Origin of the sequence: Shimia sp. R9_2, from assembly GCF_017743735.1 — a bacterium.
Taxonomy (GTDB): domain Bacteria; phylum Pseudomonadota; class Alphaproteobacteria; order Rhodobacterales; family Rhodobacteraceae; genus Shimia.
Genome location: NZ_JAGHRO010000003.1, coordinates 395,200 through 411,121, shown reverse-complemented (window position 1 = coordinate 411,121; position 15,922 = coordinate 395,200). Strand labels below are relative to the sequence as shown.

Here is a 15,922-nt window from a genome sequence, read left to right as displayed (position 1 = left end):
CACATAGGAGTAGCAGATGGCGGCAATCGACCAGACGCAAGTAAAAGAAGGCGTCGATCAGGAAACCGTAGATGCCGTGCGTGAAGTGGGCGGCAAATACAAATACGGTTGGGAAACCGAGATCGAGATGGAATATGCCCCAAAAGGGCTGACCCCTGACATCGTTCGCTTGATTTCCGAGAAGAACGAAGAGCCTGAGTGGATGACCGAATGGCGGCTTGAGGCGTATCAGCGCTGGCTGACCAAGGAAGAACCCGATTGGGCGATGCTGGACTATCATGAGGTGGATTTTCAGGATCAGTACTACTATGCGCGCCCCAAAAGCATGGAAGAGAAGCCAAAGTCTCTGGATGAGGTGGACCCCAAGCTGCTGGCCACTTACGAAAAGCTCGGTATCCCTCTGAAAGAACAGATGATTTTGGCAGGTGTCGAAGGTGCTGAGAACGCCCCTGCAGAAGGCCGCAAGGTGGCTGTGGATGCGGTGTTTGACTCGGTTTCCGTGGGCACAACCTTCCAGAAAGAGCTGAAAGAAGCGGGCGTGATCTTCTGCTCGATCTCCGAGGCGATCCGCGAGCATCCTGAGCTGGTGAAGAAATACCTCGGCTCCGTGGTGCCGGTGAGCGACAACTTCTATGCGACGCTCAACAGCGCCGTGTTCTCTGACGGCTCGTTTGTTTATGTGCCGCCCGGTGTGCGCTGCCCGATGGAGCTGTCCACCTATTTCCGTATCAACGCGGAAAACACCGGCCAGTTTGAGCGCACGCTGATCATCGCGGACAAAGGCTCTTACGTGTCTTATCTGGAAGGCTGTACCGCGCCTCAGCGTGACACCAGCCAGCTGCACGCCGCGGTGGTGGAAATCATCATCGAGGAAGACGCTGAGGTGAAATACTCCACCGTTCAGAACTGGTATCCCGGTGATGAGAATGGTAAAGGTGGTATCTACAACTTTGTGACCAAGCGCGCGGATTGCCGTGGCGACCGTTCCAAAGTGATGTGGACACAGGTGGAAACCGGCTCTGCCGTGACCTGGAAATACCCGTCCTGCATTCTGCGTGGCGATGACAGCCAGGGCGAGTTCTACTCGATTGCGATCACCAACAACCACCAGCAGGCCGACACCGGCACCAAGATGATCCATCTGGGCAAAAACACCAAATCGCGCATTGTCTCCAAAGGCATCAGCGCAGGTGTGGCGCAGAACACCTATCGCGGTCTGGTCTCCATGCACCCGAAAGCCAAGAACAGCCGGAACTACACGCAGTGTGACAGCCTGCTGATCGGCGATAAATGCGGGGCGCACACGGTGCCTTACATCGAGGTGAAGAACAATTCTTCCCGTGTCGAGCACGAGGCGACAACCTCCAAGGTGGATGATGAACAGATGTTCTACTGCCGCCAGCGGGGCATGGACGAGGAAGAGGCCGTGGCGCTGATCGTGAACGGCTTTGCCAAGGAAGTGCTTCAGGCGCTGCCGATGGAATTCGCCATGGAAGCGCAGCAGCTTGTGGCGATCTCGTTGGAAGGCTCTGTGGGCTGATACCGCCTGTTTGAGGGCGCGGCGGCTCAAAAGCGGCGCCTTCTCCCCAAAAGTTATGACCGGGCGCGCGCGCTCGAAGAAGTTCTGAGGAATAGAAAATGTTGGAAATCAAAGGCCTGAAGGTCAAACTGGAAGAAGAAGACAAGCAGATCCTGAAAGGTGTGGATCTGAAAGTCGAAGCGGGCAAGGTGCATGCGATCATGGGCCCGAACGGCTCCGGCAAATCCACCCTGTCTTATGTTCTGTCCGGCAAAGACGGCTATGAGGTCACCGACGGCGAAGCGACCCTTGAGGGCGAAGATCTGCTGGAGATGGAAGCGGAAGAACGTGCGGCGGCTGGTCTGTTTCTGGCGTTCCAATATCCGGTGGAAATCCCCGGTGTTGGTAACATGACCTTCCTGCGCACCGCGGTAAACGCACAGCGCAAGGCACGTGGCGAAGAAGAGCTCTCTGCGGCGGACTTCCTCAAAGAGGTGCGTGCCAAGGCGAAGACCCTGAAAATCGACGCGGATATGCTGAAGCGTCCGGTGAACGTGGGCTTCTCCGGTGGTGAGAAGAAGCGCAACGAGATCCTGCAGATGGCGATGCTTGCGCCAAAGATGTGCATCCTTGATGAGACTGACTCTGGTCTGGATGTGGATGCGATGAAGCTGGTGTCTGAGGGTGTGAACGCGCTGCGTGATGAAGGCCGTGGTTTCCTTGTGATCACCCACTATCAGCGTCTGCTGGACCACATCAAACCGGACGTTGTGCACATCATGGCAAACGGCCGCATTGTGAAGACCGGTGGCCCAGAGCTGGCGCTGGAAGTTGAAAAGAACGGCTATGCCGACATTCTGGCGGAGGTGGCATAATGGCCGCTTTGGCAAAGAAACAAGAGGCAACGGCGGCGCGGCTGGACGGGCTGAGCCTGCCGGCCGGTGGCCAGTGGGCCACTGAGGCACGTGAGGCGGCGCTGAGCCGTCTCAAGGCAATGGGTCTGCCGGATCGTCGCGACGAATACTGGAAGTTCACCCGCCCGGACACTCTGACCCAAGCAGAGGCGCCTGAGGCGGCTGTGTTTGAAACCGGTGAAGCGCCGCTGTTTGACAATTTTGACCGCATCAAGGTTGTCTTTGTGGACGGTGTGTTTGACGCGGATGCCTCTGATGAACTGGCCGGTGAAGGCCTGAGCATCGAGCGTCTGGCGGATGTGGCGAGCAAGGACATTCACTGGGCCAAAGACCTTTATGGGCATCTGGAAGCCAAAGGTCAGGATCCGGTTGAGCGCCCGATGGCGGCCATGAACACGGCCTTTGCCACCGACGGTGTGGTGATCCATGTGACCGGCAAGGTGAGCAAACCTGTGAACCTGATCTACCGCCACAAGGAAACCACCTCTGATGCGATCCTGCACCATGTTGTAAAACTGGATGCCGGTGCGGAAGTGACCATCCTGGAAAACGGCCCGGCAGCGGCGCGTTTCAACAAATCCATGGAAGTGGATGTGGCGGATGGGGCGGCGTTCCACCATGTGCGGGCGCAGGGCCGTGATCACGAGCGCCGTGCGGTGACCCATCTGTTTGGGCGTCTGGGCACTGAAAGCGTGTTCAAATCCTTCACGCTGACTGTGAACGGCCGTCTGACCCGCAACGAAGCTGTGCTGGAGCTGACCGGGGATGACGCGGTGGCCCATGTGGCAGGTGCGTGTCTGGGTGACGGTGAGTTCCACCATGATGACACGGTGTTTGTGACCCATGATGCGCTGAACTGTGAAAGCCGTCAGGTGTTCAAAAAGGTGCTGCGCAATAGCGCGGTTGGCACCTTCCAGGGCAAGATCCTCGTGAAAGCAGGCGCACAGAAGACCGATGGCTATCAGATCAGCCAGTCGCTTCTGCTGGATGAAGATAGCCAGTTCCTCGCCAAGCCAGAGCTTGAGATCTACGCCGATGATGTGGCCTGTTCACACGGCTCCACCTCGGGTGCGATCGACGAAGATGCGCTCTTCTATCTGCGTGCGCGCGGCGTGCCCAAAGACATTGCAACTGATCTGTTGGTGATGTCCTTTGTGGCCGAAGCGGTGGATGAGGTCGAAAGCGAAGAGCTGCGTGAGGCGCTGATTGAGCGTCTTCAAGGCTGGCTGGAGCGTCGTCACCACTGATGTCAATCACGCAAGACATTGTTGCGAGCTATCGCGCACCACGCTCCGTGGTGCGCAGATTGCTTGCAATGGGAGAACGAGAGGATCGCGCTTTCGCGATCCTCATGGCCGCTTGCGCGGTCATTTTTGTATCGCGCTGGCCTGCGCTTGCGCGACAAGCTCATTTTGAGCAGATCGAGCTGAACCCGCTTCTGGGGGGCAGCCTTTTTGCGCTTTTGTTCATTTTGCCGCTTTGTGCCTATGTTCTGGCCTATGTGACACATCTGATCCTGCGCACCGTTGGACGTAAGCAAAGCGCCTTTGGTGCGCGCATGTCGCTGTTCTGGGCGATGATCGCCACCGGCCCGCTCTATCTTTTGGTGGGGCTTGTGGAGGGCTTCATCGGTGAGGGCACCGCCTTGACCATCGTGGGGGGCTTGTGGTTTGCGGTGTTTCTGTGGATCTGGTTTTCCGGATTGATTGAGGCGGGCAGGGTAGACGCATGAAAGACCAATTGAGCGCTTTGTTCTGGCTCACGATCCGTGACCCTGCGGAGGCGGCCTTGGCGATCATGAGCCGCCCGGTGGCACGCCAAATTGGCTGGATGATCCTCTTTCTGGGCATCCTGCTGAATGTGTTTGCTCATTTCCTGACGCTGGCCATTTTCCCCGCGCCTGAAGAGTTTGCCACACCTCTGCTGAATGCGCCGTTCCTCTATGCCTTTGCCATGGGCGGTGGGCTGATTGTGCTGATCTTTGCCTTCTTCTGGGGCGGTCGCGCGATTGGTGGACGCGGGCGGTTTGACGATCTGCTGCTGGCCATGGGCTGGCTGCAGTATATGCGTTTCGTGGTTCAATTGTTTGTGCTTATCCTTATGGTTTTGCTGCCAAACTTCGCGTTGCTGCTGTCGCTTGGCGTGGGGCTCTATTCGATCTGGATCGTGTTGCATTTCGTCAATGTGATCCATGGCATCGGCAGCCTTGGCAAAACCTTCGTGCTGCTGCTTTTTACCTCATTGGGCCTTGTGCTCGGAATGACCATGCTGCTGTCACTGACTGCCGCAACCGCAATTGGGATGTCCTAACATGTATGACGTCAATAAAATCCGCGCTGATTTTCCGATCCTCAGCCGTGAGGTGAATGGAAAGCCGCTGGTGTATCTGGACAATGGGGCCTCCGCGCAAAAGCCCAAGGTGGTGATTGATGCGGTCACGCAGGCCTATGCTGATGAATACGCCAATGTGCACCGCGGTTTGCACTATCTGTCCAATCTGGCGACCGACAAATATGAGGCCGTGCGGGGCATCATTGCTAAGTTCCTGAACGCCAAGAGCGAGGATGAGATCGTCCTGAATTCCGGCACCACCGAAGGCATCAATATGGTGGCCTATGGCTGGGCGATGCCGCGGATGGAAGCTGGCGATGAGATTGTTCTGTCGGTGATGGAGCACCACGCCAATATTGTGCCGTGGCATTTCCTGCGCGAGCGTCAGGGCGTGGTGATCAAATGGGTGGATGTGGACGCAACCGGTGCGCTGGACCCGCAGGCGGTGATTGACGCCATTGGCCCCAAGACCAAGCTTGTCGCCATCACGCAGTGTTCCAACGTACTGGGCACCATGGTGGATGTGAAAACCATCACCGCTGCAGCCCATGAAAAAGGCGTGCCGGTGCTGGTGGACGGCTCTCAGGGCTCGGTTCACGCGCCTGTGGACGTGCAGGACATCGACTGCGATTTCTATGCGATCACCGGGCACAAGCTTTATGGCCCGTCCGGCTCCGGCGCGATCTACTGTAAGGCAGAACGCATGGCGGAGATGCGCCCCTTTATCGGGGGCGGCGACATGATCAAGGAAGTCAGCAAAGAAGCTGTCATCTACAATGATCCGCCAATGAAGTTTGAAGCAGGTACACCGGGCATTGTGCAGACCATCGGTCTGGGCGTGGCGCTGGAGTATATGATGGATCTCGGCATGGAGAACATCGCCGCACATGAGGCCTCGCTGCGGGACTATGCGGTGCAGAAGCTCTCCGGGCTGAATTGGCTGCAGGTGCAGGGCACAACGGCGGATAAGGCGGCGATCTTCAGCTTCACGCTGGATGGCGCAGCGCACGCGCATGACATCTCCACCATTCTGGACAAAAAAGGTGTGGCTGTGCGGGCAGGGCACCACTGTGCCGGGCCGCTGATGGATCATCTGGGTGTGTCGGCCACCTGCCGCGCCAGCTTTGGCCTTTATAACACCACAGAAGAGGTGGATGTGCTGGTGGATGCGCTCGAACTCGCCCACGAACTCTTTGCCTAACCACGCATTTTGCGATTGCGGGGCGTAGCCACACTGGCTATACCCCGTTTTGGAAGCACCCATAGCTCAGCTGGATAGAGTGTCGCCCTCCGAAGGCGAAGGTCGAAGGTTCGAATCCTTCTGGGTGCGCCATCTCTCCTACAAAAAACTCTCGTGAACCGAATCTGCGACTCGCCCTAATGGGGTGTTTTTGTGGCAGTCAGATCGATTGTGTCAGCCAGGTTGAGGCAGTGAGTCGCTCGTGTGTTTAGAATGTGGCAAGAATTGGGCGATCAGCATCTTCTTAAAATTTTGACAATAGGATGCAATTCTCTGGCGAATTGTTGCACTTTGAAAATCCAATTATTTACAGTGGCTTACGTCTAGCAATCGCCAATTTTTTAGTTCTCTGCAAATTTGAGAGAACTTGAAAATTCAATGTTTTGGCTTCGTTAAGCGGAAAGTCCTACCAATAGAGGTGGGATTTGTAACGGCCTGGGAAGGCCTTATCGTGGGGACACAGTCATGTTTCTCAAGCAGTACAGCTTTGCCAAGAGCAAGCCGCATAGCCAGGACGCTATGCCGTTAGGCGGACGTAGCGCCGCACAGCAGGTCGCAGGACGCGCCGCGCACTAATACTCAGTCTGAGGACAGTTTGATGCCTATCACCATTACTGTGGATCGCAGTAGTGCGCCAGTCGAAGTGCGCGCGGACATGTTTGGAGCCAACCTCCTTGGCACAACCAATGAGGTCAATGGCGTCCCCACAGACGAGTTTTCTGATGCCATTGACGTTCTGGGCTCCACAAGACTGCGCTATCCCGGTGGCCGCGCTGCGAGCGAGAACATCATTGAGTTGGACCGCTCTGAAAGCGGCACGGATCAGCTGCGCGAAGATCTGCGGAATTATCTCGACTGGGTGATGGAGACCGGCAACCGGACCACTTTGGTGGTGCCTGCGCTGTCTCCTGAGAACGCAAATCAGCAGGATGTGCGCGATTGGGCCAACCTGATGCTGCAGTATATGGGCGACAAGGCGGAGCTGATTGTCGGCTATGAAATCGGCAATGAATTCTGGCAGCACATTGATGAGAGAGAATACGGCGAATACGCCCATGACATTGCACGTGGCCTGAGCGGAGCTTCGATCAATGGCTATCAGCCCGATATCTGGGTGCAGAGCTCCAATGTGGTCGGGGATGGCTCCAACTACAAAGGCGGCAGCTTTGGGAGCATTTCGGATGAAGATGCAATTGCGGCCATGCAGCATTGGGACCGCGACGTGCGGCCGGCGGATTGGTCTGACGCGCAATCTGGCGAAGACTATTATCGCAGCCTGAGCGGTTTTGAAAAACGCATCGTGAAGGGCAATCTTGAGCTCATTGAGCAGTTGGATGCCGACCGCGATATCACCAATGGCTTCCAGACAGATAGTGCCTCTGGTGCCGTAGACGGGGTGATTGCGCACTACTACTTTGATGATGAGGTGGACGGCTATGACCTCAGCCCTGCCGCCAGCCGTTCAGAGCTGAAGAACCTCGATCTGCGTCTGGCAACTTGGGAGGGACTGATCCCTCAGGACCTCGATCTGCAGCTTACGGAATGGAACGTCGAAATCGGCCATTGGTCCTATCTCGGCCTGCGCGCGGCTGGTGCGATTGTGGAGCAGTTCCACAGCATGGTGGAGCTGGGTGTCGATGGGGCGGATTTCTGGACCATCCGCCACAACACTGCCTCCGCGATTGCGGGTGGCAACAATGATGCTGGTCCGGTTGAGTTGACCCCCGCGGGTGTTGCGCTGAAACTGATGACCGAGAGCCTGCACCCGGAGAACGGCGCGATGTATGCCGTCAGCCTGGGGGGCTTTGATCCGACGCAGTTGGAGGTGAATGCCTTTACCAACGGTTACCGGACGGTTGTCTATGTGACCTCTCACAGCGAAAATTTTGGCCAGGACTTTACGCTCGATCTGTCTGATCTTGCGGGTATGGCCGAAAGCTGGAGCGGGCGGCTGATCGGCTTTGACGCGGCAACCTCGGACGGTTTGAGCGACAATGCGGCCTATGACGAATATGGCGATCTGGCCTCGCGTAACCCGCGGCGGACCATTGATCAGGCTGAGCTGAATGCGCTGCGCGATGTTCTGGGAGATGCCTGGGATGACAGTCTGATCAAGACTGTTGGCGGCAACATTAAAACCTATTTGCCGCAGCCGCAGGACATTCTGTTGCGTCCCGGTGTGTCGCGTGCAACCAGCCTGAATGATTTCTATTTCGCGACGGAAACCGATGTCACGGGTTCGGTCACCGATGTCTCGCAGCAGGCGCTTGGCAGCGATGTTTCCAACCTGACGGCGACGCTCAACCCCTATGAGGTGATTGAAATCACCATCGTGCATGAAGATGTCATCTTCGGCACCAATTCCGCAGAAGTTCTCGAAGGTGGTGACGGTGAGGACGGCTTTGATGGCAGCGGGGGGGACGACTATATCAACGGGCGCGACGGGGATGATTTCCTGGTGGGCGGCACCGGCGATGACACCGTTATTGGGGGGCGCAACGACGACCGTTTGGAAGGGCGCGACGGTGCGGATCGGCTTTATGGCGGCAGCGGCGATGACCTGCTGATCGGCGGGGATGGCGATGACTATCTGCGCGATGAAAACGGTCGTGATGAGTTCGTCGGTGGCGCTGGCAATGACACGGCCTCTTATTGGGGGCACCACTACGGCGTTTATGTTGATCTGCACACCGGCAAGAACAACAGCTCTGATACTTATGACAGCATCGAAAATCTCTACGGATCCAATGAAGCCAATGACACGCTGGTAGGCAGCCGTGGTGACAATCTGCTCTATGGTGCTTTCGGGGATGACCGCCTCTATGGGCGCGCCGGGGACGACACGCTGAGAGGTGGTGATGGCGATGACTATCTGCGTGATGAGAACGGCCGGGATGTCTTTGAGGGTGGTGCCGGACAGGACACCGTGTCTTACTGGGGCCACAAATACGGTGTGGCGGCGAGCCTGACCACCGGCAAGAACACCAGTGCTGACACCTATGACAGCATCGAGCATCTGCTTGGCTCCAATATTGCGGACGACCGTTTCTACGGCAATGAGGTGGCAAACCGTCTGGACGGGGCTGGTGGCAATGACTCGCTGCATGGCTATGACGGGCATGACACGCTGATCGGCGGTGAAGGCACCGACCGGCTTTATGGCGGCGAGGGCAATGACCGGCTGGAAGGTGGCGCGGGCGATGACTATCTGCGCGATGATGACGGCAAAGATGTGTTTGACGGCGGCGAAGGTTTTGACACCGCCAGCTATTGGGGCCATGCGACCGGCGTGACTGCCAACCTGCAGACCGGCGAAAACTCAAGCTCTGACACCTATGTCAGCATCGAAGGGCTGGTGGGATCGCAAGAGGCTTCCGACCATCTGACCGGTGACGCGGGGGATAACTATATCCGCGGCGCGGCAGGCAACGATACGCTGATTGGCGGCGGCGGTGATGACACTTTGCGCGGCGATGCGGGCAATGACCGGATGACCGGTGGCATGGGCGTGGATGTGTTTGTCTTCCACAACGGCTTTGGCAGCGATGTGGTGACCGATTTTGACGTGGATGGTGACGCGGATGTGCTGGACTTCTCTGAGGTCACAGAGATCAAGAGCTTCTCCGACCTGATGTCAAATCACGCCAAGCAAAGCGGGGCTGATGTGGTGATCTCGCTGGGCAGTCACAATATCACTTTGGAAGATGCGCAGCTCAATGATCTGAGCAGCGACCACTTCCTGTTCTAAGAGTGCTGTTCTAAGACCTCTTCTCTAAGACTGGGGCGCGGCTTGGGTTTGATCCTGAGCCGCGCGCCAGTTTTCCCATTGCTCCGGTGTGTCCAGATCAATCAGGGCATGATCGCCGGGCAAGGGGATCAGTTTCACCACATCATGGTTGGCTTTCAGAACGTCGCGCGCGCCGACATCGCCTGACAGTTTGCGCAGATCTTCAAAGAAGCGCCTGGGAAAGAGCACCGGATGGCCGGGTTTGTTGGTGCTGGTCGCGCCCCGCAGAATGGCTTTTGGGTCGTCTTGATGCTCGGCAGTGAGTGTTTGAAAATCCTCTGACGTGAGCTCCGGCATATCCGCAGGTAAGATCATTACGGCGCTGGTCTCCTCTGGCAATGCCGCAATGCCGCCGCGCAGGGAATGGGCCATGCCTTCTCTCGCATCTGAAACTTCAACGATGCCGACGTTCAGACCGTCCAGAGCGTCGCGGCGCTGTGGTCTGTCCGTGGGTAGGGCAACCAGAACCTCTGAGCCGGTCTTCATGGCCCGTTGGGCCAGATTGCGCAGCAGTGGGGCGCCTTCTACCTCCTCCATCAATTTGTCTCCGCCGCGCATGCGAGATGAAGATCCTGCTGCAAGTATCAGTATCGAAATCATTTTCTTGAACCAACGCCCATAGTGGGTACCGCAGGTTTTGCGGCGCCTCTGTTTTCTGAGGCGATACTAGCCCCGCATGCGCGTGCCGTCTGCATCAAATGGCGGGGCTGTCATGATCTTCGCCGAGCGCATTTTTCCAAGGATTTCGATCTCAACCTCCAGATCATCGGTGATCTGTTTGGTGGGCACAAAACCAATGGCGATGGATTTCTGTGCGTGGTGCGAGTAGCCGCCGGATGTGCAGAAGCCAACCACTTCACCATCGAGCCAAATCGGCTCATAGGCGTGAACGTCTGCGTCCTCTGCCTCTACCTCAAAGCAGCACTGTTTGCGGGCTGCGCCTTCGGCTTTCTGCGCTTCCGCTGCTTCACGACCGATGAAAGCGCCTTCTTTCTTGAAGGAGATAAAGCGGTCCAATCCGGTTTCAGCGGCGGTGTAATCAGGGGAATATTCCGAAAGCCAGGAGCCGAAGAATTTGTCGAGCCGCAGAGACATCATGGCGCGCATGCCAAAGGGGCGCATGCCAAGCGGCTCTCCGGCCCCCCAAAGTGTGTTCCAGAGGGCGCGTTGTGCCATCGGATCGCAGTAGATTTCAAAGCCCAGATCGCCGGTGTAGCTGACCCGCTGGACAATGCAGTCCGCCATGCCGATGGTCAGCGGCCGCACATCCATGAAGGCCATGTCTGAGATATTGCTGCGGGTGCAGGCCTGCAGGACTTCGCGGGCCTTGGGGCCAGCGATCTGGAAGCCTGTCAGGCGGTCGGACACGTTTTTGACCAGCACGCCTTCGGCCTCATTCTGCTCAAACCACCGCATGTGATAGGCCTGCGCGCCGTAAGAGGCGGTCAGCTGGAAAGCGTCTTCTGACAGGCAAGACACGGTGAAGTCGCCGATCAAGCGGCCCTTGTGGGACAGCATGGGGGTCAGGCTCAGGCGGCCCGGTTCCGGAATGCGGCCCGCCATGATCTTGTTGAGCCATTTGCGGGCATTTGGGCCGGTGACCATGTATTTCCCGAAGTTGTGGACTTCGTTGATGCCCACGGCTTCGCGCACGGCTTTGACCTCGCGCGCGGTGGCTTCAAAGGCGTTAGAACGGCGGAACGACGGGGTTTCATAGCGCGGCTCATCGCCTTCTGCGAAGTAGTTCACCACCTCAAGGCCAAACTGCTGTCCCCAGACGGCACCCATCTTGTCAAACACGTCATACATCGGCGTCTGCCGGAACGGGCGCGCGGCGGGCAGTTCTTCGTTTGGATAGGAGACCGAGAAGCGGGTCTGGTAGTTTTCGATGACTTTCGGGCGCGTGTAGCCCGGTGTGATCCAATCGCCAAACCGTGCGCAATCCATGGCGAAGGTGTCGCGCTCACATTCTCCTTCGACCATCCATTGCGCCAGCATCAGCCCAACGCCGCCGCCCTGGCTGAAGCCGGCCATCACGGCACATGCGGACCAGTAGTTGCGCATGCCGGGCACGGGGCCGACAAGCGGGTTGCCGTCTGGGGCAAAGGTGAAGGGGCCGTGGATGACCGATTTTACACCTGCTGTTTGCAGAGCAGGGAAACGGTTGTAGGCAAAGGCAATGCTGTCTTCGATCTTGTCAAAATCATCCGGCAGCAGCTCATGGCCAAAGTCCCAAGGGGTGCCATCGACCGCCCAGGGGCGGCAGGGTTGCTCATAAAAGCCGATGCAGAGGCCGCGGCCTTCCTGACGGAAGTAGCTTTCTCCAGCGGGGTCCATCACATGCGGGTGCTCTTTGCCGTCCTGCATCATTTCGACAATCAAAGGCACATCTTCGGTGACGATGTATTGATGCTCCATTGGATGTAGCGGGAAATAGACACCGGCCATGGCCCCAACTTCGCGCGCCCAGAGGCCCGCCGCATTGACCACATGCTCCGCATGGATCGTACCCTTGTCGGTGATCACATCCCAAGTGCCATCGGTGCGTTGTTTGGTGGCCAGAACCTTTGTGTGGGTCTGGATCGTTGCGCCACCAAGCCGCGCGGCCTTGGCGTAGGCATGGGTGGTGCCGGACGGGTCAAGGTGCCCGTCCAGCGGATCATAGAGCGCACCGAGGATGCCCTCGATATTGGTGGCAGGGGCGAACTTCTGAATTTCCTCCGGCGTGAGGATTTCGGTGTCCAGCCCCATGAAGCGATGCTTGGCCCGTTCGGCCAGCAGCATGTCAAACCGGTCCTGATTGTCCGCCAGCGTCACGCCTCCGACGTGGTGCAGGCCGCAGGACATGCCGGTGAGCTCTTCAAGTTCCTTGTAGAGGTTGATTGTGTAGCCCTGAAGGGCCGCCATATTGGTGTCGCCGTTCAACGTGTGAAAGCCGCCCGCAGCGTGCCATGTCGAACCAGAGGTCAGCTCATTGCGCTCGAGAAGCATGACGTCAGACCAGCCAAGCTTGGTCAGATGGTACAATACCGAGCAGCCAACAACGCCGCCCCCAATAACGGCCACGCGGGTGGTGGTCTCCATGGCGATCTCCCTCTTGTTGTTGGTTTCATCAAACGAACAACGCAAACGCCCCGGCATGTCGGATTGCGACAGAAAGTGTCGCATCTGGAATTTGGGGGCTCACGATCTTTGACGGTGCCGATTGAGCGCGGTCTGCTTTGTTGGTGGTTGTCCCAAACAAAAAGGCCCGCTGCAGCGCAACGGACCTGATCCCCTCAGAGGGGGTAAACCTATGCCTGAAAGGCGGTTATTTCTTGATCGGTACGCCGTAGAGCTCGAGCCGATGGCCCTTGAGCGCATAGCCGAGCTTTTCGGCAATCTTTTCCTGAAGCGCTTCGATCTCCGGATCGACAAATTCGATGACCTCGCCGGAGTTGATGTCAATCAGGTGGTCATGATGGGCGCGCTCCGCATCCTCATAGCGCGCGCGGCCGTCGCCAAACTCATGTTTGTCAAGGATGCCCGCTTCTTCAAAGAGTTTCACGGTGCGGTAGACGGTGGCCAGCGAAATGCCGGAATCACGCGCCGAAGCGCGGGCATAGAGCTCTTCGACATCGGGGTGGTCATCACAGTCCTGTAAAACGGCCGCGATGGTCCTGCGTTGTCCTGTCATGCGTAAGCCTTTGGCTTCGCAGCGTTCTATGATGGTGTCGCCCATGATCGCCCGTTTTGGATGCCTTGTTTTTCTGGCTTTCCTGTCTATCCAAAGACGTCATCAAATTCCACAGCAATTTGCCAAGATTTCTGGGGAAAACTCCGGATTAGAGGGTCAGATTTCCTGACATGACCCGCACGGCGCTCCCCGCGACGGCCACGCCTGCGCTGTCGGCTCGCACGGAGATCTCGCTGCGCCGCCCCATGTCTTCGCCCTGTACGATGTAGAGCGTCACCGGCGCGCCTTCGATGCGATGGAGCAAAGCACCAAGGGTGGCGCAGGCGCTGCCGGTGGCGGGGTCTTCGGGAATGTTGTCCAGCGGGGCAAACATGCGGGCATCGACATGGTTGCCGTCACGCACATAGGTAAATTGCGCAAAATCGAGCCCGGAGGGGTGTTTGGCGTTGCCTTCCCTAAAGGCGGCAATGTCTGTGGTCAGATTAGCGAGTGCGTCACGGGATTTGAGCTGTGTGATAGTGAAGGGCAGTCCAAGAGATGCCATGACGGGCGGATGGGTGGCAAAGACGATGTTGTCGGTGCGGGTGCCAAGTGCTGCGGCTACCAGCGCGGGGCCAGGCTCGGCCTGCAAATCCAACGCGGCGGTGGTGACAAACTCTGCGTGTCGTCCGTTGATCTTGCAGGCGACGGGGCCGATGCCGAGCTCCAGTGTCAGATCTCCTTGGGCGCCTTCATCGGCGAGCGCGAGTGCGGTGCCAACAACGGGATGCCCGGCGAATGGGATTTCCATGGTCGGCGTGAAAATACGAACCTTTGCAGTGTGTTGCACCTCATTTGGCGGGTAAACGAAGGTCGTTTCAGAGAAGTTGAACTCGCGGGCGATCTTTTGGAGCTGATCTTCGGCGAGCGTTGTCGCGTCGGGGATCACCGCCAAAGGGTTGCCGCCAAAGGGCGCTTCGGTGAAGACGTCATAAACAAAATATTTGGTCATAAAGAGCCCTTTGTGTTTGCTTTTAAAGCGCGTTTAGGTGCCGCAGAAGGTGTGTGTGACAACCTCTTCCGGTTCCGGAGGGGCGGTGAGGTCGGCAAATTCCTCAATGACCTCAAAGGGCTGCGCAAGTGCGGCGTGCAGTCTGTGAAACGGAGCATAGTCCCCCTGAAGCGCGGCCTGAATGAGCGCTTCGATGCGGTGGTTGCGCGGGATGCGCACCGGGTTGGCCGCAGCCATGGTGGCTTTGGGATCAGCGGTTTCCGCCTCCAAGCGACGCTGCCATCTGCTGTGCCAGTTCTGGAAGGTGTCATTGGCACCAAGAGGAGACTCTGTGGCAGTTCCATCAGTTAGGACTCTGAAACTATTGGTGAAATCGACCTTGGTGTCGGTCATGATTTCCAGCAAGTCCGCAATCAAGTCTTCATCCTCGGCCACAACTTCCGTGATGCCCAACTTGGCGGCAAAGCGGTTGCGCCACCCGGTGCGGATCATCTCGGGCATGGCGTGCACCAGCTTGGTGAATTCTTGCACAGCGGCGTCGGAATTGCTTTCCAGCGGCAGCAGTGCGGTGGCCAGTTGTGCCATGTTCCAAGCGGCGATTTCCGGTTGATTACCATAGGCATAGCGGCCGTAGTGGTCGATGGAGGAGAACACTTTTCCGGGGTGGAACGCATCCATGAAGGCGCAGGGGCCATAGTCGATGGTTTCGCCCGAAATGCTGCAGTTGTCTGTGTTCATCACCCCATGAATGAAGCCTAGGGCCATCCAATGGGCCACCAGCGCGGCTTGGCGTGCGATGACGGAGGCCAGAAATTCCGCAGGGCTCGAAGCCTCAGGATAATGGCGCGCGCAGGAATAGCTCATAAGGGATTGAAGCCCCTCAATATCTTGGCGGGCAGCGAGGACTTGAAAGGTGCCAACACGGATGTGGCTGCTGGCGACACGGGTGAGGATGCCACCGGGTTGTGGGCGCTCGCGAAAGACGGTTTCACCGGTTTCCACGGCGGCAAGGGCGCGGGTGGTTGGAACGCCGAAGGCATGCATGGCCTCGGAGACAATATACTCGCGCAGAACGGGGCCGAGCCACGAGCGGCCATCGCCACGACGAGAGAAAGGGGTTTTTCCAGATCCCTTAAGTTGAATGTCGTAACCGTTTGATTCCCCTAAGAGAACCGCACGACCGTCACCAAGCTGCGGGTTCCAGTTGCCAAACTGATGGCCGGCATAAAGCTGTGCGATCGGATCTGAACCTTCCGGCAGTTGCGTGCCGGAAAAGACCTGCGCGAGTTCTGCCTCGTCCGTGTCTTCGGTGATGCCCAGTTCCGCACCAAGGGGCGCGTTGTAGGCGATCAATTTGGGTGCACGGACCGGTGTGGGTTTCTGGCGGGCAAACAGGCGATCGGGGAGATCGACGTAGCTGTTTTCAAAGGGAATATGCAGGCTCATAGAGGCAAGATAATCCGC

At 57.7% G+C, this 15,922-nt stretch carries 12 protein-coding genes and 1 tRNA gene; 8 read left to right on the top strand and 5 right to left on the bottom strand.

Annotation, left to right across the window (positions count from 1 at the left end; all coding sequences use genetic code 11):
- Positions 1-16: 16 nt before the first annotated feature.
- From sufB to J7400_RS10555, 8 genes are all read left to right on the top strand, one after another.
- On the top strand, positions 17-1,540 hold the full coding sequence (gene sufB, locus J7400_RS10590) for a Fe-S cluster assembly protein SufB (protein ID WP_209062894.1): 1,524 nt from the start codon (positions 17-19) through the stop codon (positions 1,538-1,540).
- A gap of 98 nt (positions 1,541-1,638) precedes the next feature.
- Complete coding sequence (gene sufC / locus J7400_RS10585) at positions 1,639-2,394, top strand: Fe-S cluster assembly ATPase SufC (RefSeq protein WP_209062892.1); 756 nt, start codon at positions 1,639-1,641, stop codon at positions 2,392-2,394.
- Complete coding sequence (sufD, locus tag J7400_RS10580) at positions 2,394-3,680, top strand: Fe-S cluster assembly protein SufD (RefSeq protein ID WP_209062891.1); 1,287 nt, start codon at positions 2,394-2,396, stop codon at positions 3,678-3,680. The genes sufC and sufD overlap by 1 nt, the downstream gene beginning before the upstream one ends.
- Positions 3,680-4,165 (top strand): YIP1 family protein, encoded by a 486-nt coding sequence (locus tag J7400_RS10575; protein ID WP_209062890.1) that lies wholly within the window; start codon positions 3,680-3,682, stop codon positions 4,163-4,165. The genes sufD and J7400_RS10575 overlap by 1 nt, the downstream gene beginning before the upstream one ends.
- Complete coding sequence (locus J7400_RS10570; RefSeq protein ID WP_209062889.1) at positions 4,162-4,743, top strand: YIP1 family protein; 582 nt, start codon at positions 4,162-4,164, stop codon at positions 4,741-4,743. Before J7400_RS10575 ends, J7400_RS10570 begins: the two co-directional genes overlap by 4 nt.
- Position 4,744: 1 nt before the next feature.
- Positions 4,745-5,965, top strand: a complete 1,221-nt coding sequence (locus J7400_RS10565) for a cysteine desulfurase (protein ID WP_209062888.1) — start codon at positions 4,745-4,747, stop codon at positions 5,963-5,965.
- Positions 5,966-6,020: 55 nt separating this feature from the next.
- Positions 6,021-6,097, top strand: a tRNA-Arg gene (locus J7400_RS10560).
- 505 nt (positions 6,098-6,602) lie between these two features.
- Complete coding sequence (locus J7400_RS10555; protein WP_209062887.1) at positions 6,603-9,752, top strand: calcium-binding protein; 3,150 nt, start codon at positions 6,603-6,605, stop codon at positions 9,750-9,752.
- A 24-nt stretch (positions 9,753-9,776) separates the two neighbouring features.
- Here J7400_RS10555 and J7400_RS10550 read toward each other — a convergent pair whose 3' ends face one another.
- The 5 genes from J7400_RS10550 to J7400_RS10530 form a co-directional block, all read right to left on the bottom strand.
- Positions 9,777-10,391 carry a nucleotidyltransferase family protein gene (locus J7400_RS10550; RefSeq protein ID WP_209062886.1) on the bottom strand — a complete coding sequence of 205 codons (615 nt, stop codon included), beginning with the start codon at positions 10,389-10,391 and terminating at the stop codon, positions 9,777-9,779.
- Positions 10,392-10,457: 66 nt separating this feature from the next.
- Positions 10,458-12,875, bottom strand: coding sequence for an FAD-dependent oxidoreductase (locus J7400_RS10545; protein ID WP_209062884.1), 2,418 nt, complete (start codon positions 12,873-12,875; stop codon positions 10,458-10,460).
- Positions 12,876-13,101: 226 nt separating this feature from the next.
- A complete protein-coding gene (locus tag J7400_RS10540) occupies positions 13,102-13,512 on the bottom strand; it encodes a Fur family transcriptional regulator (RefSeq protein WP_209062882.1) in 411 nt (136 codons plus the stop codon).
- Between the two features lie 103 nt (positions 13,513-13,615).
- Positions 13,616-14,458 (bottom strand): PhzF family phenazine biosynthesis protein, encoded by an 843-nt coding sequence (locus tag J7400_RS10535; RefSeq protein WP_209062880.1) that lies wholly within the window; start codon positions 14,456-14,458, stop codon positions 13,616-13,618.
- Between the two features lie 33 nt (positions 14,459-14,491).
- Positions 14,492-15,904: a protein adenylyltransferase SelO gene (locus J7400_RS10530; RefSeq protein ID WP_209062878.1), complete on the bottom strand. Its 1,413-nt coding sequence runs from the start codon at positions 15,902-15,904 to the stop codon at positions 14,492-14,494.
- Positions 15,905-15,922: the final 18 nt, after the last annotated feature.